This is a genomic window from Amycolatopsis sp. 505, from assembly GCF_031625235.1.
Lineage (GTDB): Bacteria > Actinomycetota > Actinomycetes > Mycobacteriales > Pseudonocardiaceae > Amycolatopsis.
Genome location: NZ_JACKQP010000007.1, coordinates 545,325 through 561,674, shown reverse-complemented (window position 1 = coordinate 561,674; position 16,350 = coordinate 545,325). Strand labels below are relative to the sequence as shown.

Annotated in this window: 19 protein-coding genes and 1 tRNA gene; 12 read left to right on the top strand and 8 right to left on the bottom strand. The window is 74.6% G+C overall.

Going from position 1 to position 16,350, the window contains the following annotated elements; all coding sequences use genetic code 11:
- The first annotated feature begins 6 nt into the window (after positions 1-6).
- The 4 genes from H5965_RS27515 to H5965_RS27500 all read left to right on the top strand — a co-directional run bounded on the left by H5965_RS27515 (position 7) and on the right by H5965_RS27500 (position 2,961).
- Positions 7-669, top strand: a complete 663-nt coding sequence (locus H5965_RS27515; protein WP_310973133.1) for an alpha/beta hydrolase — start codon at positions 7-9, stop codon at positions 667-669.
- 29 nt (positions 670-698) lie between these two features.
- The gene (locus H5965_RS27510; RefSeq protein WP_310973132.1) at positions 699-1,958 is read left to right on the top strand and encodes a helix-turn-helix domain-containing protein; all 1,260 of its coding nucleotides are present in this window, start codon (positions 699-701) and stop codon (positions 1,956-1,958) included.
- Between the two features lie 85 nt (positions 1,959-2,043).
- Positions 2,044-2,292 carry a hypothetical protein gene (locus H5965_RS27505; protein WP_310973131.1) on the top strand — a complete coding sequence of 83 codons (249 nt, stop codon included), beginning with the start codon at positions 2,044-2,046 and terminating at the stop codon, positions 2,290-2,292.
- Positions 2,293-2,337: 45 nt separating this feature from the next.
- Positions 2,338-2,961, top strand: coding sequence for an NAD(P)H-dependent oxidoreductase (locus tag H5965_RS27500; RefSeq protein WP_310973130.1), 624 nt, complete (start codon positions 2,338-2,340; stop codon positions 2,959-2,961).
- On the opposite strand, the gene bla is transcribed toward H5965_RS27500, so the two are convergent.
- Positions 2,958-3,869: a class A beta-lactamase gene (bla, locus tag H5965_RS27495; RefSeq protein WP_310973129.1), complete on the bottom strand. Its 912-nt coding sequence runs from the start codon at positions 3,867-3,869 to the stop codon at positions 2,958-2,960. The genes H5965_RS27500 and bla overlap by 4 nt on opposite strands.
- A 109-nt stretch (positions 3,870-3,978) precedes the next feature.
- Between bla and H5965_RS27490 the strand changes: the two genes are divergently transcribed.
- Both H5965_RS27490 and H5965_RS27485 read left to right on the top strand, forming a co-directional pair.
- Positions 3,979-4,848 carry a LysR family transcriptional regulator gene (locus H5965_RS27490; RefSeq protein WP_310973127.1) on the top strand — a complete coding sequence of 290 codons (870 nt, stop codon included), beginning with the start codon at positions 3,979-3,981 and terminating at the stop codon, positions 4,846-4,848.
- Entirely contained in the window at positions 4,845-5,738 is an 894-nt protein-coding gene (locus tag H5965_RS27485) for a serine hydrolase (RefSeq protein ID WP_310973126.1), read from the top strand. The genes H5965_RS27490 and H5965_RS27485 overlap by 4 nt, the downstream gene beginning before the upstream one ends.
- Before the next feature lie 397 nt (positions 5,739-6,135).
- Here H5965_RS27485 and H5965_RS27480 read toward each other — a convergent pair whose 3' ends face one another.
- Positions 6,136-6,702 carry a cysteine hydrolase family protein gene (locus tag H5965_RS27480; RefSeq protein ID WP_310973125.1) on the bottom strand — a complete coding sequence of 189 codons (567 nt, stop codon included), beginning with the start codon at positions 6,700-6,702 and terminating at the stop codon, positions 6,136-6,138.
- Between the two features lie 65 nt (positions 6,703-6,767).
- Here H5965_RS27480 and H5965_RS27475 point away from each other — a divergent pair, with 65 nt between their 5' ends.
- Positions 6,768-7,046, top strand: a complete 279-nt coding sequence (locus tag H5965_RS27475) for a hypothetical protein (RefSeq protein WP_310973124.1) — start codon at positions 6,768-6,770, stop codon at positions 7,044-7,046.
- On the opposite strand, the gene H5965_RS27470 is transcribed toward H5965_RS27475, so the two are convergent.
- The gene (locus H5965_RS27470; protein ID WP_310973123.1) at positions 7,043-7,255 is read right to left on the bottom strand and encodes a DUF2795 domain-containing protein; all 213 of its coding nucleotides are present in this window, start codon (positions 7,253-7,255) and stop codon (positions 7,043-7,045) included. The genes H5965_RS27475 and H5965_RS27470 overlap by 4 nt on opposite strands.
- 58 nt (positions 7,256-7,313) lie before the next feature.
- Entirely contained in the window at positions 7,314-8,306 is a 993-nt protein-coding gene (gene selD, locus H5965_RS27465; protein ID WP_310973122.1) for a selenide, water dikinase SelD, read from the bottom strand.
- Positions 8,307-8,360: 54 nt separating this feature from the next.
- On the opposite strand from selD, the gene H5965_RS27460 reads away from it, so the two are divergent.
- The 3 genes from H5965_RS27460 (at position 8,361) to selB (ending at position 11,453) form a co-directional block, all read left to right on the top strand.
- Positions 8,361-8,455 (top strand) — tRNA-Sec (locus H5965_RS27460).
- Positions 8,455-9,738 (top strand): L-seryl-tRNA(Sec) selenium transferase, encoded by a 1,284-nt coding sequence (gene selA / locus H5965_RS27455; protein WP_310973121.1) that lies wholly within the window; start codon positions 8,455-8,457, stop codon positions 9,736-9,738. Before H5965_RS27460 ends, selA begins: the two co-directional genes overlap by 1 nt.
- Positions 9,729-11,453, top strand: a complete 1,725-nt coding sequence (gene selB / locus H5965_RS27450; RefSeq protein WP_310973120.1) for a selenocysteine-specific translation elongation factor — start codon at positions 9,729-9,731, stop codon at positions 11,451-11,453. Before selA ends, selB begins: the two co-directional genes overlap by 10 nt.
- On the opposite strand, the gene H5965_RS27445 is transcribed toward selB, so the two are convergent.
- A complete protein-coding gene (locus H5965_RS27445; RefSeq protein ID WP_310973119.1) occupies positions 11,450-12,289 on the bottom strand; it encodes a helix-turn-helix transcriptional regulator in 840 nt (279 codons plus the stop codon). The genes selB and H5965_RS27445 overlap by 4 nt on opposite strands.
- Before the next feature lie 126 nt (positions 12,290-12,415).
- Here H5965_RS27445 and H5965_RS27440 point away from each other — a divergent pair, with 126 nt between their 5' ends.
- Positions 12,416-13,189, top strand: a complete 774-nt coding sequence (locus tag H5965_RS27440; RefSeq protein WP_310973118.1) for an SDR family NAD(P)-dependent oxidoreductase — start codon at positions 12,416-12,418, stop codon at positions 13,187-13,189.
- Here H5965_RS27440 and H5965_RS27435 read toward each other — a convergent pair.
- From H5965_RS27435 to H5965_RS27425, 3 genes are all read right to left on the bottom strand, one after another.
- Positions 13,180-14,058, bottom strand: coding sequence for an alpha/beta hydrolase (locus H5965_RS27435; RefSeq protein ID WP_310973117.1), 879 nt, complete (start codon positions 14,056-14,058; stop codon positions 13,180-13,182). The genes H5965_RS27440 and H5965_RS27435 overlap by 10 nt on opposite strands.
- Positions 14,059-14,126: 68 nt before the next feature.
- On the bottom strand, positions 14,127-14,309 hold the full coding sequence (locus H5965_RS27430; protein WP_308670772.1) for a CsbD family protein: 183 nt from the start codon (positions 14,307-14,309) through the stop codon (positions 14,127-14,129).
- An 87-nt stretch (positions 14,310-14,396) separates the two neighbouring features.
- A complete protein-coding gene (locus H5965_RS27425; RefSeq protein ID WP_310973116.1) occupies positions 14,397-15,662 on the bottom strand; it encodes a cation:proton antiporter in 1,266 nt (421 codons plus the stop codon).
- Between the two features lie 343 nt (positions 15,663-16,005).
- Between H5965_RS27425 and H5965_RS27420 the strand changes: the two genes are divergently transcribed.
- Positions 16,006-16,350, top strand: a complete 345-nt coding sequence (locus H5965_RS27420) for a hypothetical protein (protein ID WP_310973115.1) — start codon at positions 16,006-16,008, stop codon at positions 16,348-16,350.

Here is a 16,350-nt window from a genome sequence, read left to right as displayed (position 1 = left end):
AAACCCATGGAATTCGACCTCGTCGACACCGGCGGCGGCGACCGCGCCGTGCTCGTCCTGCACGGCGGCGCCGGACCACGCAGCGTCATCCCGATCGTCGAGCACTTCGCGCCGCGCGCCCGTGTGCTGGCGCCCACGCACCCGGGCTGGTCGGGCACCCCGCGGCCGGACGCGTTCACCGGCGTCGACGACCTCGCCCTGGCCTACCTCGACCTCCTGGACGACGAAGGCCTCGAGGACGTCGTCGTGGTGGGCAGTTCGTTCGGCGGCTGGGTGGCGGCCGAACTGGCCGTGCGGGACCGTGGCCGGCGCCTCGGCCGGCTCGTGCTGCTCGACGCGATCGGCCCGGAGATCGAGGGACACCCGGTGCGCCTGCCGCAGCCGCCGCCCGGCGCGCCCGGACCGGACCCGGCGGACCTGGCCGCGATGCGGGCCTACGCCGGCCCGGGCCTCGCCGACCCGAAGCTGCTGCGCCGGCTCGCGCGGGTCCGGGTCCCGGCCCTGCTGATCTGGGGCGAAGACGACGTCGTCGTCCCGCCGGCGTTCGGCAAGGCGTATGCGGCGGGGTTCGCCGACGCCCGGTTCGAGGTGGTGGCGGGCGCCGGGCACCAGCCGGCGCTGCAGGCGCCGGACCGGACGTTCGACTTGATCGACGAGTTCCTCGGCTAGCTTGAAGCGCCACCCCCTAAGGTGGCTCCATGGTGGACGAAGAAGTCGTCTCGGACCGCATCCGGCAGATCGCCGCCACCCTCGCCGACCGCGCGGGCGAACTGACCGGCGAACTGGTCCAGCTGTACGCCGCCGATCTGCCGCAGCTGGTCAACGACGACGAGCGCATGGTGAGCCTGCTGTCGTCGAGCGTGTACCAGAACATCGAGACGGCGTTGCAGATCTTCCGGCACGGCATCGACCCGGCCGGTGTCGAGCCGCCGGCCGCGGCGATCGAGTACGCGCGGCGGCTGGCCCAGCGCGGCACGCCGGTGTTCGACCTGATCCGCGCGTACGACCTCGGGCAGGCCGCGATGCTCGACTTCGGGTTCCAGGAGTGCACCCGGCTCGTCGACGACGCGGCCCTGCTCGGGGCCATGATGCGCCGGCTGCTGCGGGTCGCCTACGAGTTCATCACCCGGGTCGTCCGCCACCTCGTCGCCGTCTACCAGGACGAACGCGACCGCTGGCTGCTCAACCGCAGTGCCGCGCGGGCGGCGAAGGTGGCGGACCTGCTCGACGGCAACGGCGGCCCGCCCGACGTCGACGCGGCCGAGGCGCTGATCGGCTACCGCCTGCGCGGCACGCACGTGGGCATGATCGTCTGGCACGCGTCGGCGGCCCTGGTCGACGATGCGCTGTCGTTGCTGGAATCGGTCGCGGTCGCGGTGTCCGAGCGCGTCGGCGGGCAAGGCCGTCCGCTGTTCGTCCCGCGCGACGAGGCCAGCGCCTGGGTGTGGCTCCCGCTCGCCCCGGGCGCGACGGTCGGCCGCGAGCACCTCGACGCGGCGCTCGCCGAAGCCGGAGTCCGGGTGACCGTCGGCGATGCCGGCACCGGGGTCGCCGGTTTCCGCGACACCCACCAGCAGGCCCGCCGGGTGCACGCGCTGGCGCTGGCGGCGGGGGAGCACTGCGACCGCGTGCTGACCTTCCGCGAGGTCGGCACGGTGGCACTGATGACGAGCGACCTGAACGCGGCCCGCCTGTGGGTCGCGAGCAGCCTCGGCCCGCTGGCCGCCGACGACGAGAACTGCGGCCGCCTGCGCGAGACGCTCCAGGTGTTCCTGAGCACGGGCGGCAGCTACACGGCGGCGGCCGCGGAGCTGACCATGCACAAGAATTCGGTGCAGTACCGCGTCCGCAAGGCCCAGGAGCTGTTGCCTCGCGGCCTCGGCGAGTCGCGGCTGGACGTCGAGCTGGCGCTGGCCCTGTGCCGCCGCCTGGGCTCGGCGGTGCTGTCCCCGGCGTGACTTTGGTGTCCGGGACCATCGGTGCCCAAGATCGTTGGGCCGACGGCACGAAGCCGTTGCGCTGTTCGTCGCTTACCGTGCTGGCATGGGTGAGAACGGTGGGATGCTCGCACTGGTGCGGCTACGCCGAGGCGTCGTCGGCGAGAGCAGACGCGTCTGTCACCTGATCCCGGTGCCGTCCGGCCCGGTGCCCGAGCAGCTGACGGCGCTGTGCGGGGAGTCGATCTTCCCCGGGGAAGCCGAAGTGCTGGACGGGCTGCGGGGCATGCCGTGCCACCGGTGCCTGGTGAGCAGCGCGCCGGCCGGGCCGGGCCTGCTGGCCAACGCGGGCTGAACGCTCCGCGGGACCCGCGGTGCGCCGTGGCAGGATGGCGCGATCATGGTGATCGACGCAAAGCCGGTGGTGGTCCTGCTGGCCCATCCCCGGCCCGGCAGCTTCAACCACGCACTCGCCGCGCGAGTGGTCGACGCGCTGGAGCGGGCCGGGGTGCCGGTGCGGTTCCACGACCTGTACGCCGAAGGCTTCGACCCGGTGCTGACCGCGGAAGAGGCCTACACCAGCGGGACCCGGGCGGAGGAGTTCCTCGCGGCCGAACCGGACCCGCTGGTGCGGCGGCACCGTTCGGAACTGCGGGAGGCCGGCGGGCTCGTCGCGATCCACCCCAACTGGTGGGGCAAGCCGCCCGCGATCCTCGGCGGCTGGCTCGACCGGATCCTCGTCCCCGGCGTGGCCTACCGCCTCGACGACGCCGGCGGCGCACCCGAGTCGCTGCTGTCCCTGCGGCGGATGCTGGTGGTCAACACCTCCGACACCCCGGAGGAGCGGGAGCGGACGCTGTTCGGCGACCCCCTGGACGCGATCTGGCGGCGCTGCCTCGCGCCCTACCTCGGGGAGCCGGAGGTGCGGCGGCTCGTCCTGCGGGTGGTGGCCGACGCCGACCCCGCCCAGCGGGCCGGCTGGCTCGACGACGTCTCCTCGGAAGTGCTGCGGCTCTTCGGTTAGTTCCCCTTCAGGGCGTCGAGTGTCAGCTTCGCCGCCTGCGCGATGAGCCGGTCGTCGTGGTCGGCGTCCTCGGCCTGGCGGCTGGACATGATCGCGAGGACGATCGGCGCCCGCCCCGGCGGCCAGACGACCGCGATGTCGTTGCGCGTGGCGTATTCGCCGGTGCCGGTCTTGTCGGCGACGGCCCAGCCGGCCGGCGTGCCCGCCCGGATCACGGTCGCGCCGGTCCGGTTGGCGCGCATCATGTCCGTGTACAGGGCGCGCTTGTCCGGCGGGAGCGCGTCGCCGAGGGCGAAGGTGCGCAGGCTGCCGGCCATCGCGCGCGGGGTGCTGGTGTCGCGGAGGTCGCCCGGCGCGAGGTCGTTGAGCGCGGGTTCGGTCCGGTCGACGTGGGTGGTCGTGTCGCCGATCGCCCGCAGCGCGGCGGCGAGTCCCGGCGGCCCGCCGAGCTGCTGGAACAGCAGGTTCGCGGCGGTGTTGTCGCTGTAGCGCAACGCCGCGTCGATCGCGTCGCGCAGCGAAATGCCGGTGTCGACCTGCTTTTCGGTGACCGGGGAGTTCTCCTGCAGGTCGGCCCGGCGGTAGGTCAGCACCTTCGCGAGGTCGGCCATGTTGGTGCGCTGGAGCACCGCGGCGGCCGAGAACGCCTTGTGCGTCGAGGCGTAGCCGAAGCGCTCGTCGGCGCGGTGGGCGATCTCGCGGCCGGAGCCGGTGTCGAGGGCGTACACGCCGAGGCGGGCGTCGAAGCTGCGTTCGAGCGGGGCGAAGTCCGGTTGCGGTGCCGCGGTCTGTGTGGTGGCTCGGGTCGGTGTCGCTTCCGGTGTTTTCGCCGGTTCCGCGGCGCAGGCGGTCAGCGGAACGAGGAGCAGGGCGGTGAGCGCGGCCTGCCGGGCTCGGGGGAACGGCACGAAGACATCCTTCCGGTTTCTTGATCGTCCTCGCAGTCTCACGCCAATCGTCCATGCTGTCCAAGACGGAAGTGCGCGGTTCGATGCCGATCAGGCATAAGGTGTGGTCGTGGACCTGGTCGGCGGCTGCAGGGCGTTCGTGAGCGTGAGCGAGACGGGGAGTTTCACGGCGGGCGCGGCGCTCGCGCGGATCCCGCAGCCGGTCGCGAGCCGGCGCATCGCCGCGCTCGAACGGCATTTCGGGGAGCGGCTCTTCGACCGCTCGACCCGCCGGGCGAGGCTGACGCCGTTCGGCCGGGACGTGCTGCCCTCCGCCCGGCGGCTCGTGCAGCTGGCCGAGGAGATGGAACACGACGCGCGGCGCGCCCGGCTGCGGCCGGTGCGGGTGGCCGTGCCGGCGACGTGCGGGGTGCGGGAGCTCGCCGGGCTCGCCGCCGAAGCCAGGGGCATGGGGATCCACCTGGAGTTCCGCGAGGCGGGGCCGGGGGAGCGGGCCGCGCTCGTCCGGACGAGCGAGGTGCGGGCCGCGCTCACCGCCGTCCCGGCCGAGGAAGCCGTGTGGTCGGTGCCGCTGGGCGTGGCCGGCGTCGGGGCGATGCCGGGCCGGGTCGTGCACCTGGAGACGCTGCGGCCGGGCCGGGCGGCGGGCGTGCGGCGGCGTGTCTGGATCCAGCCGGAGGACGACGTCCCGCACATCCGGGACCGGGTGCTGCGCGTGCGGGACGCGGTGGGGCTGTCCCCGGCCCAGGTGGCGGTGGCCGAGGCGCTGACGGCGGCGGCCGCGGAGGTGTTCGCGTCGCAGGACCTGCTGCTGTGCTCACCGGCGCAGGCGGAGGACCTGGGCCTGACCTGGCGCCCGATCGGCGAGCTGGACCTCGCGCGCGGCTTCGACGTCACGGCGCCGCTGGCCGAGGACGCGGACCGGCTCCGGACGACGTTGCGTGCGGCGGTCGGCCGGTGCCTCGGAGCGACCCGGTGACCGCGGCCCTGGTCCGCGACCTGCGCGCGGCCCTGGACGACGGCGGCCTGCGCGGCTCGTTCCTGGTCCGCGACCTGCGCACGGGCGCCGAAATCGGCCTCGACCCGGACCGCGAGTACCCGATCGCCTCCCTGGTCAAGGTCCCGTTGGCGGCGGCCACCCTGGACCGCATCCGCCGCGGCGAGCTCGACGCGGCCACCCAGCTGGAGGTCCCGCCCGGCGGCGTCACGACCCCGGGCCCGATCGGCTTGACCCGCTTCCGCCACCCGGCCCGCGTCGCGGTCGGCGACCTGGTGTACCTGAGCACGTCCCTGAGCGACGGGACGGCCGCGGACGTCCTCTTCGGACTGACGCCGCCGCCGGAGGTCACGCGGATGCTGGGGGAGTGGGGCCTGCCGGGGATCGCGGTGCGCCACCTGATGCGCGACCTGGTGGAGACGCCGGCCGAGCGCTTCGAAGAGGGCGAAGCGCACCTGGCCCACGCACTGGCGATCGGCGCGTCGACGGCGGGCCAGGGCCACCGCGTCCCGCAGCTCGACGTGACCCGCGCGAACTCGGCCTCGGCCCGGGCGCTGGTTTCGTTGCTGGAGGCGCTGTGGCGGCCGTCGAAGATCGACCCCTCGGTGGCGGCGGGCGTCCGCGACCTGATGGCGAACAACGTGATCCGCCACCGCTTGACCCCTGACTTCGCCTCCGACGCGGCCCGCTGGTCGTCGAAGACGGGAACGCTGCTCAATTTGCGGCACGAGATAGGCGTGGTCGAGCACGCGGACGGAGGGGTGTTCGCGGTGGTGGCCCTGACGGAGTCGAGGGTGCCGGCGGTCCTCCAGCCGGAGGCGGAGGTGCTGATGGCCCGGGTGGCCCGGACGTTGCGCGACGCGTTGCGTTGAGAAACCGGTTGGGGCGCGAGGTGATCATCGCGAGGGTGCTGGACGCGGTCCGGCGGCGCGGGCAGGATGCGCGCGTCCGGGAGGGCCGGGCACGCCAACTCGCCGCGGCGGGCACGCCCGGCCGCTCCGCCGCGGCGGGTACGTCCGGCCGCTCCATCACGGCTGGCAGGCCCGGCCGCTCCACCGCGGCTGGCGGGCCTGGCCGCGCAACCACGGCAGGCGGGCCGGCCACTCCACCACGGCTGTGCGGCGACTCGGGTTCGCCCCTTGGCTCGCTTGGTAGTCGTTGGCGTACGTGGGCAAGCCTGCGCGGGGCGCTGGCCAACGCGTTCCGCGCCCAGCGCGAAGTCACCTCACCCGGCGGCCCGGCCCGCCCGGCCCAGCGGAACCTCCCGGCTCAGACCTCCGCCTTCACCCCGAACTCCACCTCGGCCGTCTCCACCGTCCCGGCCGTCCGGCCCGGCGCGGTCTGGTACTTCCAGTACAAGTTCGTGTGCGCGATGACCTGCCCGGGTGGCGGGGCGCCATACGCCGACAGGTCCTCCGTCGAGTGCGCGTCCGAAACCAGCGTCACGTCATATCCCCGCGCCAGCGCGCCGTGCAGCGTCGAGCGGATGCACGCGTCCGTCTGCGCGCCCGCCACCACCAGCGAGCCGATTCCCCTGCTCGCCAGCACCTCCTCCAAGTCCGTGTCCTCGAACGAGTCGCCGTACTCCTTGTGCACCAAGGGTTCCGCTTCCCGGCGCACCAGTTCCGGCACGTACTCCCACGTCTGGCTTCCCCGGGGCAGCTCGTCGCTGGTGTGCTGGACCCACACCACCTCGGTGCCGGCGGCGCGGGCGCGGTCCACCAGCGCGACGATGTTCGCAACGACGGTTTCGCGGTCGTGTGCCGTCTCCATCACGCCGTTCTGGACGTCGATGACTACCAGCGCGGTGTGCGGACGGTCGGTCAGTGTGGTCATGGCGTCACCCTAGCCACCGGCACCGACAATTTCCGGAAGTAGCATGCCGCGGTATGGATTACGGGATGCTCTTGCTCGGTGTCGTCGCGCTGGTCGCGGTCGTCGGACTGGCGTCGTCGGCCACGGAGCGGCGGCTGGGGCGGGTCGATCGGCGGCTCGCGCGGGTGGAGCGGAAGCTCGACGCGATCGCCGAGCGGCTCGGCGTGCCCACCACGGAGCCGGAACTCGCCGAGGTCACCGAACTGCTGCGGCAGGGCAAGAAGATCCAGGCGATCAAGGCCTACCGCGAACGCACCGGCGCCGACCTCCGGGAAGCCCGGGACGCCGTGGAACGGCTCTCCTAGGGCGCCCCGCCGATATGCTTGGCGGACACCGCCTCCCACACCGCGTCGAAGTTGTCGTAGCGGTCGCTGTCCGGCAGCCCGCCGAGCGAGCCCAGCACCGAGTCGCCGCCTCCCGCCGCCGCGGCTCGGCGCAAGAGCTCGTCGCGGCCGCAGGGGTACTCGGTGTCGGACAGGTGCTGCTCGAGGCTGGTCCGGTCCGGAGCGGGCATCGCACACCTCCTGATCGTTCTCCCCACCCCGCGTACCCGGGGCGGCCGGGCCGGAAACTCAGCCCACGACGATCGTGTGGTCCGATCGCGGCTCCAGGGTCCCGATCACCGGGTGGCCCGGCAGCTCCCCGGCCACCAGCAACCCGCCCGACGTCTGCGCGTCCGCCAGCAGCAGCGCTTCCTCCTCCGAGATCCGGGACAGCTCCGCGTGCGGGCGGACCCAGTCGAGGTTGCGCCGGGTGCCGCCGCTGACGTAGCCGTCGCGCAGCGCCTCCCGCGCGCCCTCCAGGTACGGCACCGCCGCCGGGTCCAGCCGGGCCGTGACGCCGCTCGCGCGCGCCAGCTTGTGCAGGTGGCCCAGCAGGCCGAACCCCGTCACGTCGGTCGCGCACACCGCCCCGGCGGCCAGCGCGGCCCGGGATGCCGGCGCGTTCAGCGTCGTCATCGCCTCGATGGCCTGTGGGAACCGCTCGCCGGTGGCCTTGTGCCGCGAATTGAGCACGCCGATGCCGAGGGGCTTGGTCAGCGTCAGCGGTACGCCCGCGCGGCCCGCGTCGTTGCGCAGCAGCCGCGACGGATCGGCGACGCCGGTCACCGCGAGGCCGTACTTCGGCTCCGGGTCGTCGATGCTGTGCCCGCCCGCCAGGTGGCAGCCCGCCTCGGCGCAGACGTCGAGGCCGCCGCGCAGCACCTCGGCGGCCAGCTCGAACGGCAGCGTCTCGCGCGGCCAGCCCAGCAGGTTGACCGCCACCACCGGGGTGCCGCCCATGGCGTAGACATCGGACAGCGCGTTGGCCGCGGCGATCCGGCCCCAGTCGTAGGCGTCGTCGACGACCGGGGTGAAGAAGTCCGTGGTGGCGATCAGCGCGGTGTCGCCGGAGATCCGGACCGCGGCCGCGTCGTCGCCGGTGTCGAGGCCCACGAGCAGCTCACCCGGTGGCGCCACGGGCGCCGCGCCGGTCAGGCCGGCCACGGCCGCCTCCAGTTCGCCCGGCGGGATCTTGCACGCGCAGCCGCCGCCGTGCGCGTACTGCGTCAGTCGGTAACCCACCGGTTCATCGTGCCCGCCGGGCGCGAACTTGGCAGGATGGCTGCCATGGTGCAGGGAGGCGTATCCGGCCTGGTGACCGGCGCGGTCTTCAAAACCGTCGAACGGCAGGTTCTGCCGCTGGCGGGTTCGATTCCCGTCCGCCTCCGCCATGCCTGACCCGCGCCGCGCGATCCCGCGGACCGACGCGCTCCTGGCCGAGCCCCGGATCGCCAAGGCCGCCGGGACGCTCGGCCGGGACCTGGTGAAAGCGGTGGTCAACGCCGTCCAGCAGGCGGCGCGGGCGGGCGAGATCGCCCCGGACGCCGTCGCCGACGCCGTACTCGCGCGGCTGCCGGCGGGCGCGTCCTCGCTGCGGCCGGTGGTCAACGCGACCGGCGTCGTCGTGCACACCAACCTCGGCCGGGCCCCGCTTTCGGCCGCCGCGCTCGACGCCCTCGCCGCGGCCGGCGGCGCCACCGACGTCGAATTCGACCTCACGACCGGCGAGCGCGCCCGCCGGGGCCGCGGCGCACTCGCGGCGCTGCAGGCGGCCGTGCCGGACGCCGGCGGCGTGCACGTGGTCAACAACAACGCGGCCGCCCTGCTGCTCTGCGCGCTCGCCCTGGCCCCGGGCCGGGAGATCGTCGTCAGCCGGGGCGAGCTGGTCGAGATCGGCGACGGCTTCCGCATCCCGGACCTCCTCGAATCGGCCGGCGCGCGGCTGCGCGAGGTCGGGACCACGAACCGGACGACCGCCGGCGACTACGCCGCGGCGATCGGCCCGGACACCGGATTCGTGCTGAAGGTCCACCCGTCCAACTACCGCGTCACCGGGTTCACCGCGGAAGCGACGCTCGGCGAGCTGGCCGGGCTCGGCGTGCCGCTGATCGCCGACATCGGCTCCGGCCTGCTGGCCCCGCACCCGCTCCTGCCGGACGAACCCGACGCGGCGAGCGCGCTGCGGGCGGGCGCGACGATCGTCACGGCCAGCGGGGACAAACTGCTCGGCGGCCCGCAGGCAGGCCTGCTGCTCGGCGACGCCGACGTCGTCGAACGGCTTCGGCGCCACCCGGCCGCTCGGGCCCTGCGCGTCGACAAGCTCACCCTCGCCGCGCTCGAAGCGACGCTGCGCGGGCCGGAACCGCCGGTGCGCGCGGCGCTCGAAGCGTCCGTTGCGAGCCTGCGGGAACGGGCCGAAGCGCTGGTCAAGGCCCTCGGCGACGTCGATACCGAGGTGGTCGCGTCGGTGGCGGCGGTCGGCGGCGGGGGCGCACCGGGTGTCGAGCTGCCCAGCGTCGCGGTGAGCCTGCCCGCCCGGTACGCGGCCGCGCTGCGCACGGGCGAGCCGGCGGTGGCCGGCCGGGTCGTCAAGGACCGCTGCCTGCTCGACCTGCGGACCGTGCGCCCGGATGAGGACGCGAAGCTGCGGGAAGCCGTCCGCCGATGCGGGTGATCGTCACCGCCGGGCACGTCGACCACGGGAAGTCCACGCTCGTGCGGCGGCTGACCGGGATGGAACCGGACCGGTGGGCCGAGGAACGCCGCCGCGGCCTCACCATCGACCTCGGCTTCGCGTGGACGCGGATCGGCGAGGAGGACGTCGCGTTCGTGGACGTGCCGGGCCACGAGCGGTTCGTACCCAACATGCTCGCCGGCGCCGGGCCCGCTCCGGCGGTGCTGTTCGTCGTCGCCGCCGACGAGGGCTGGATGCCGCAGTCGGCCGAGCACCTCGCGGCGCTGGAGGCGTTCGGCGTCCGCCGCGGCCTGCTGGTCGTCACCAAGGCCGACCGCGCCGACCCGGCCGCGGCGACGGCCCTCGCGCTGCGGGAGATCGCCGCGACGTCGCTGGGGGCCGTCCCGAGCGTCGCCGTCAGCGGCACGACGGGCGCGGGCCTCGACCGTCTGCGCGCGGCGATCGGCGAGCTCACGGCCGGGCTCCCGGCCCCCGACCCGGACGCCGACGTCCGGCTGTGGATCGACCGCGCCTTCACGGTTTCGGGGGCCGGCACGGTCGTCACGGGCACCCTCTCCGCCGGCACGATCGCCACGGGCGACGAGCTGCTGCTGGGGTCGGCGCGGGTGAAGGTCCGTGCGCTGCAGGCCCTCGGCGAACCCCACGCCCGGGTGAGCGCGGTGGCCCGCGTCGCGGTGAACCTGCGCGGAACCGCCCGTGGTGACGTCCGCCGCGGCGACGTCCTGCTCACCCCGGGCCGCTGGCGCACCACGACGGAGTTCGACGTCCGGCTGCGCGGCGCGGTCGCGGCGGACCTGCACCGCGAGCTGGTGCTGCACCTGGGCACGGCGGCCGTGCCGGTCCGCGTCCGTCCACTCGGGACGGACACCGCCCGCCTCACCACGGCGACCGCGCTGCCGCTGCGCACCGGCGACCGCGGCCTGCTGCGCGACCCCGGCGAGCACCGGATCGCCGCCGGGTTCGACGTCCTCGACGTCGACCCGCCCGCGTTGTCCCGCCGGGGCGCGGCCCGGGCCCGCGGCCGCGAGCTGACCGAGCCCGACCTCGCGCGGGTTTATCTGCGCCGCAAGGGTTTCGTGCCCGCCGGGGACTTCGCGGCGATGGGTCTGCGCCCGACGGGGGAGCGGCTGGGCGAGTGGTGCGCGGACGAGGAGCGGCTGGCGGCGTCGCGCGCGCAGGCGGCCTCGGTGGTGGGCGCGTGGGACACCACGGCCGCGGGCGTGCCGGTGGAGGCGTTGCGGCAGCGGCTCGGGCTGCCCGCCCCGGAGCTGGTCGTGCCGGTGCTGCGGGGGACCGGGTTCGAGGTGGCGGGCGGGCTGGTCCGCCGCCCCGGCGCCGGGTTGGCCCCGGCCGTGGAGAAGGCCCTCGAAGTGGTGGCGAAGCGGCTCGCGGAGCACCCGTTCCGCGCCCCGGAGGCGGACGAGCTGCGGGAACTGGGCCTCGGCCGCCGAGAGCTGGCGGCAGCCGTCCGCCTGGGCCGGCTGACGGCGCTCGCCGAGGGGGTGGTGCTCGGCCCGGACGTGGCGGAGCGGGCGGTGGAGGGGTTGCGCCGGCTGCCCCAGCCGTTCACGGTGTCGGAGGCCCGCAAGGCCCTCGACAGCACGCGCCGGGTGATGATCCCGCTGCTGGAGAGGTTGGACGCGACCGGCCGGACCGAGCCGCTCGGCGACGGTACGCGCCGGACGAGGGATTAGCGCCGGTCCTCGACCAGTGACTGCGTCCCGATGACACCCAGCAGTGCCAGCCGGTCGGCGGCCTCCGTGCCCGGCTCGGCCGTGTACACCATCATGCGCAGGTCGCTGCCCGCCACGCTCAGGACGTCGCAGTCCAGGGTCAGCTCGCCGACGTCCGGGTGGTCGATCGTCTTGCGGGCGGCTTCGTGCCGGCCGATCGCGCCCGAGTCCCACAGGTCGGCGAACCGCGGGCTGTGCTGCCGGAGGTCGGCGATGAGCGTCCGGATGCCGGTGTCGTCGGGGTAGGTGCCGGCCGTGCGGCGCAGGTCGGCGACCAGGGCCGCCTGGAGCGCGTCCCGGGACTCCGGGGTGTCGCGCACCCGGGCGTTGGGGCTGAGGAAATTGCGCCGGACGCCGTTGAGGTCGTCGCCGTGCCATTCGCCCATCAGCGCCGTGTACAGCGGGTTGGCCAGGAGCTGGTTCCAGGCGGCGTCGAAGACGGCGACCGGGGTGCCGGCCAGCCGGTCCAGCATGCGGTGGACGCCCGGGGTGATGTGCCGGGGGACCGTGCCCGGGCCCGGCGGCACGAGCCCGGCCAGGCGGAACAGGTGCGTCCGCTCGTCCCGCGTGAGGCGCAGCGCCCGGGCCAGCGCCTCGACCACCTGCGCCGACGGGCTGGTGGCGCGGCCCTGCTCGAGCCGGACGACGTAGTCGGCGGAGATGCCCGCCAGCTGGGCCAGTTCCTCGCGGCGCAACCCGGCGGCGCGACGACGGCGGCCCGCGGGCAGGCCGGCGGCCTGGGGCGGGACGCGGTCGCGCCAGTGGCGCAGGGCCGTGCCGAGTCCGGTGTTCGCCATACCTCGATTGTGCAAGCCGGCCGGGCGGTTGTCCTGGTACTGCCGCTCCCAGGAAAACCCGGCCGCTTCCTGCGCCCTCGCCGCGGGCCGATCGTGGTGGCAGACCCCACGGAAAGGATCGCGACCATGAAGCAGCTCGCCCTCGTCACCGGCGCCACCTCCGGCATCGGCCGGGCCTTCGCCGACCGCCTCGCCGCCGACGGCTACGACCTGATCGTCACCGGCCGCCGCGAGGACCGCCTCGCCGAGCTCGCCGCCGCCCACCCGGACGCCGAGATCCGCACGGTGGCCGCCGACCTGTCCACCGACGACGGCGTCGCGGCCGTCGCCGCGCTCTGCGCCGCCGAGCCGCTGACCCTGCTGGTCAACAACGCCGGCGTCGCCCACTACATGCCGCTGGCCCAGCTGCCCGCCGGCAAGGCCGGCGAGCTCGTTCACGTCAAGGTCGCCGCGCCCACCATGCTGACCCGCGCGGCCGTCGCGGGCATGCAGGAACGCGGCGAGGGGAAGATCGTCAACGTGGCCGGGATGATCGCGTTCAGCGGCCCCGCCGACGCCTCCGTCATGCCCCGCCGGGCCGTCTACGCCGGTTCGCTGGCCTACCTGGTCGCCCTGTCCCAGACCCTGAACGCCGAGCTCGAGGGCACCGGCGTCCGGGTGCAGGTGCTGTGCCCGGGTGTCGTCGCGACCGAGTTCCACGAGCGGCAGGGCCTCGACCTCGGCGCGGTGCCCCGGATGTCCGCCGCCGACGTCGTCACCGCGTCCCTGCGCGGCTTCGAGCTCGGGGAGGTCGTCACCGCCCCGGGGGTCGAGGACGCCGGGCTGCTCGACGCCGTCTTCCGGGCCGACCTCGCCGCCTTCGGCGGGCAGCGCCCGGAGCTCGCCTCCCGCTACCGCTGAAGCCCGCCGAAGAACTCACCCAGCGCGGCCGCGAGGGCCTCGGGATTCTCCTCGGCGACGTGGTGGCCGGACTTGATCGCGTGCCCGCGCAGGTCGGTCGTCCACGGCCGCCAGACGGCCAGGACGTCACCGTAGAGGTCTTCCAGGTCGTCGTCGCTCGACCAGAGCACCAGGGTGGGGCAGGTGATCCGCCGGCCGGCGGCGCGGTCGGCGTCGTCGTGGGCGCGGTCGACGCCCAGGCCCGCGCGGTAGTCCTCGAGCATCGCGGTGACCGTGGCCGGGTCGTGGATCGCGCGGTGGAAGTCGGCGAAGTTCTCCGCACCGAGCCGCTCGGGCGAGTTGCGCGTGCCGACGTCGTACCAGGCGTCGGGATCGGTGGTGATCACCCGCTCGGGTTTTTCCGGCTGGGCGAAGAAGAACCAGTGGTACCACTCGCGCGCGAACCGCGCGTCGCAGCGGTCCAGGGCCTCGGCGATCGGGACGGCGTCGAGGATCGCCGCGCCGCGAATCACGTCCGGGTGGTCGAGCGCCAGGCGGGTGGCCACGTAGGCGCCGCGGTCGTGGCCCGCCACGAAGAACTCGTCGTGCCCGAGGTGCCGCATCAGCGCGACGCAGTCCGCCGCCATGACGCGTTTGCTGTACGGCGTGTGGTTTTCGTCGGTCGGCGGCTTGGCGGACTCGCCGTAGCCGCGGGTGTCCGGGCACACGACGGTGAACCGCTCGGCGAGCCGCGGGGCGACGCGGTGCCACGTCGTGTGCGTCCGCGGATGCCCGTGCACCAGCAGGATCGGCGGCCCGGAGCCGCCGTGGCGCACCCGCAGCGTCACGTCACCGACGTCGACGCGCTCCAGCGTGAAGCCTTCGAACATGCACAGTCCCCCCGGACACGAACCCGCTGCCGCACCCCGGCGTCCGGGGTGCGGCAGCGGGAAACGGGTCACTTCTTGTCCGTGACGCCCTTCACAGCGTCCTTGATCTTCTCGCCGGCCTGCTTGAGCGAGCCCTTGGCCTGGTCGGACTTGCCCTCGGCCTGCCACTGCTCGTTGCCGGTGGCGTCGCCGACGGCTTCCTTGGCCCGGCCCTTGAGCTCTTCGCCCTTGTTTTCCAGCTTGTCGTTCATCAGGGTGCACCTTCCGTCATGGCGACATTTCCGGATCGGCCAGTCGCCAAAAGGGCCTTGCCTGGGGGTTACCCACTGGTTCGCGGGCTACACATCGGCCGGCAGGTGCCCGCCCATCCGCTCGATCCGCTGGATCGCCGGCTCCGCGAGCACGCCGTGCACGACCACCGACACCGCGACGGCGAGCGCGCCGACCCGCCACAGCACGTCCTGCTGCGGCACGGGAAGCCGGTTGAGCGCGTAGGCCAGGTAGTAGAGCGTGCCGATGCCGCGGACGCCGAAGAACGCGATCGCCGCGGTGGCCGGCCGGCCCGGCGACGGCGCGCCGAGCAGGGACAGCCAGCCCACCAGCGGCCGGACCACGAGCACGGCGACGACGGCGAGCACCACTTCGAGGGGCTGCAGTCCGCGCAGCAGGCCGTCGCCGATGGCCAGGCCCAGTCCCAGCAGGGCGAGCGGGACGAACAGCCGTTCCAGCTGGTGGCCGAAGGCGTGCAGGACGCCGTGGTAGTCGTGCTCGCGTTCCTGCGTGCGGACCGCGACGGCCGCGACGAACACGGCGACGAACCCGTTGCCGTGCACCAGTTCCGAAAGGGCGTAGGGCACGAACGCCAGCGCCAGCAGGACCAGGCCGTCGGCGTACTCGGCCAGCCGCAGCCGGTCCGACGGCGCCCGGAAGATCGCCCAGCCGAGCAGCCGCCCGCTCAGCAGGCCGGCCACGACCCCGACGGCCAGGGGCAGCAGCAGGTCCACCAGCACCCAGGACAGCTCCAGACGCGGCTGCCCGCTCGCCAGGGCCAGGCCGAGGAGGACGAACGGCATGGTCAGGCCGTCGTTGAGCCCGGCCTCGGTCGTGAGCGTGAAGCGGATCTCGTTGTTGCGGGCCAGTTCCGGCTCGACGTCGGGGTGCGGGACGCCGATGTCGCCCGCCAGCACCGGATCGGTCGGCGCCAGCGCCGCGGCCAGCAGCAGGGCGATGCCGGGGGCCAGCGCCAGCCACCAGTGACCGAGCACGGCGATCGCGAGGATCGACACCGGCATGGTGATGGCGAGCAGCCGCCACGTCGAGCCCCAGCGCTTCAGGCCGAACGGACGGTCCACCGACAGGCCCGCTCCGGCGAGGGCGACGAGAATGCCCAGCTGGGCGAAGGATTCCACGCCGTGCAGATGGGCGGCGGGGTCGCTCCAGCCGTTGCCGTAGGGGGCGGGCAGCGGCAGCAGCCCGAGCACGACGCCGGCGCCGAGCATCACCAGCGGCACCGAGAACGGCCGGTCGGCGACCAGCTTCGGCACGATCGCCGCGGCGAGCGCCAGCAGGCCGGCCACTCCGAACAACACGGTCAACGACGACAAAGGCTCCTCCTGCTCACCGGTCCCCGCGCCACCGCGATCGGCCGGGCACCCGGCAGCCGGGTAGCGTGGCAGGAAGAGGCGCGCCGCGACCCGGATTCCCGGCGCGCGGGCGGCGAAACCGAGGAGGCCGCGGTGACGTACGGGGCAGGCCGGTTCTCCGGCAGGCAGCTCTGTGTGAGCGGCGCGGGGGACGTGCGGGCGGCAGGACCGAGGAGGCCGCGGTGACGGGCGAGGCAGGTCGGTTGTCCGGTCGGCGGCGTGATCCTCGGGTGGCCGGCCGGAGCGGGCCGGTCTGCATGGGCGGTGCGAGTGGCGCGCGGGCGGCGGGACCGAGGAGGCCGCGGTGACGGCGGTGAACGGGGCGGGCGGGCCCTGCCGGTTCTGCGGGAGGCGGCGGGATCCCCGGGTGCCCGGCCGGAGCGGGCCGATCTGCGTCGACTGCGTCCGCGCCGGCCTGCGGGTGGCGCGCGACGGTGCCGACCGGGAAAGCGGTGCCGGTGACGTGCTGGCCGCGGTGACGTCGCCGCTGGCCGCGGTGTGCGATTTCTGCGGGCGCCGGGAACGCCGGACCTTCCTCGGGCTCCGGCGGCCGCTGCTGCGGGTCGACTGCGCCGCGCGCGACGCGGTGATCTGCGTGGACTGCCTGGACCACGCCGGCGACGTACTGAACGTCGCCCTGCGCGGCTAG

What these genes read in the sequence shown, in the direction of transcription:
- H5965_RS27505 (WP_310973131.1), top strand. Translation starts at nt 2,044, where the DNA reads ATGGGTGAGAACGGTGGGATGCTCGCACTGGTGCGGCTACGCCGAGGC.
- H5965_RS27515 (WP_310973133.1), top strand. Translation starts at nt 7, where the DNA reads ATGGAATTCGACCTCGTCGACACCGGCGGCGGCGACCGCGCCGTGCTC.
- H5965_RS27445 (WP_310973119.1), bottom strand. Translation starts at nt 12,289, where the DNA reads ATGGCGAACACCGGACTCGGCACGGCCCTGCGCCACTGGCGCGACCGC.
- H5965_RS27480 (WP_310973125.1), bottom strand. Translation starts at nt 6,702, where the DNA reads ATGACCACACTGACCGACCGTCCGCACACCGCGCTGGTAGTCATCGAC.
- H5965_RS27430 (WP_308670772.1), bottom strand. Translation starts at nt 14,309, where the DNA reads ATGAACGACAAGCTGGAAAACAAGGGCGAAGAGCTCAAGGGCCGGGCC.
- H5965_RS27475 (WP_310973124.1), top strand. Translation starts at nt 6,768, where the DNA reads ATGCTCTTGCTCGGTGTCGTCGCGCTGGTCGCGGTCGTCGGACTGGCG.
- H5965_RS27470 (WP_310973123.1), bottom strand. Translation starts at nt 7,255, where the DNA reads ATGCCCGCTCCGGACCGGACCAGCCTCGAGCAGCACCTGTCCGACACC.
- selA (WP_310973121.1), top strand. Translation starts at nt 8,455, where the DNA reads ATGCCTGACCCGCGCCGCGCGATCCCGCGGACCGACGCGCTCCTGGCC.
- H5965_RS27500 (WP_310973130.1), top strand. Translation starts at nt 2,338, where the DNA reads ATGGTGATCGACGCAAAGCCGGTGGTGGTCCTGCTGGCCCATCCCCGG.
- H5965_RS27440 (WP_310973118.1), top strand. Translation starts at nt 12,416, where the DNA reads ATGAAGCAGCTCGCCCTCGTCACCGGCGCCACCTCCGGCATCGGCCGG.
- H5965_RS27510 (WP_310973132.1), top strand. Translation starts at nt 699, where the DNA reads ATGGTGGACGAAGAAGTCGTCTCGGACCGCATCCGGCAGATCGCCGCC.
- H5965_RS27435 (WP_310973117.1), bottom strand. Translation starts at nt 14,058, where the DNA reads ATGTTCGAAGGCTTCACGCTGGAGCGCGTCGACGTCGGTGACGTGACG.
- selB (WP_310973120.1), top strand. Translation starts at nt 9,729, where the DNA reads ATGCGGGTGATCGTCACCGCCGGGCACGTCGACCACGGGAAGTCCACG.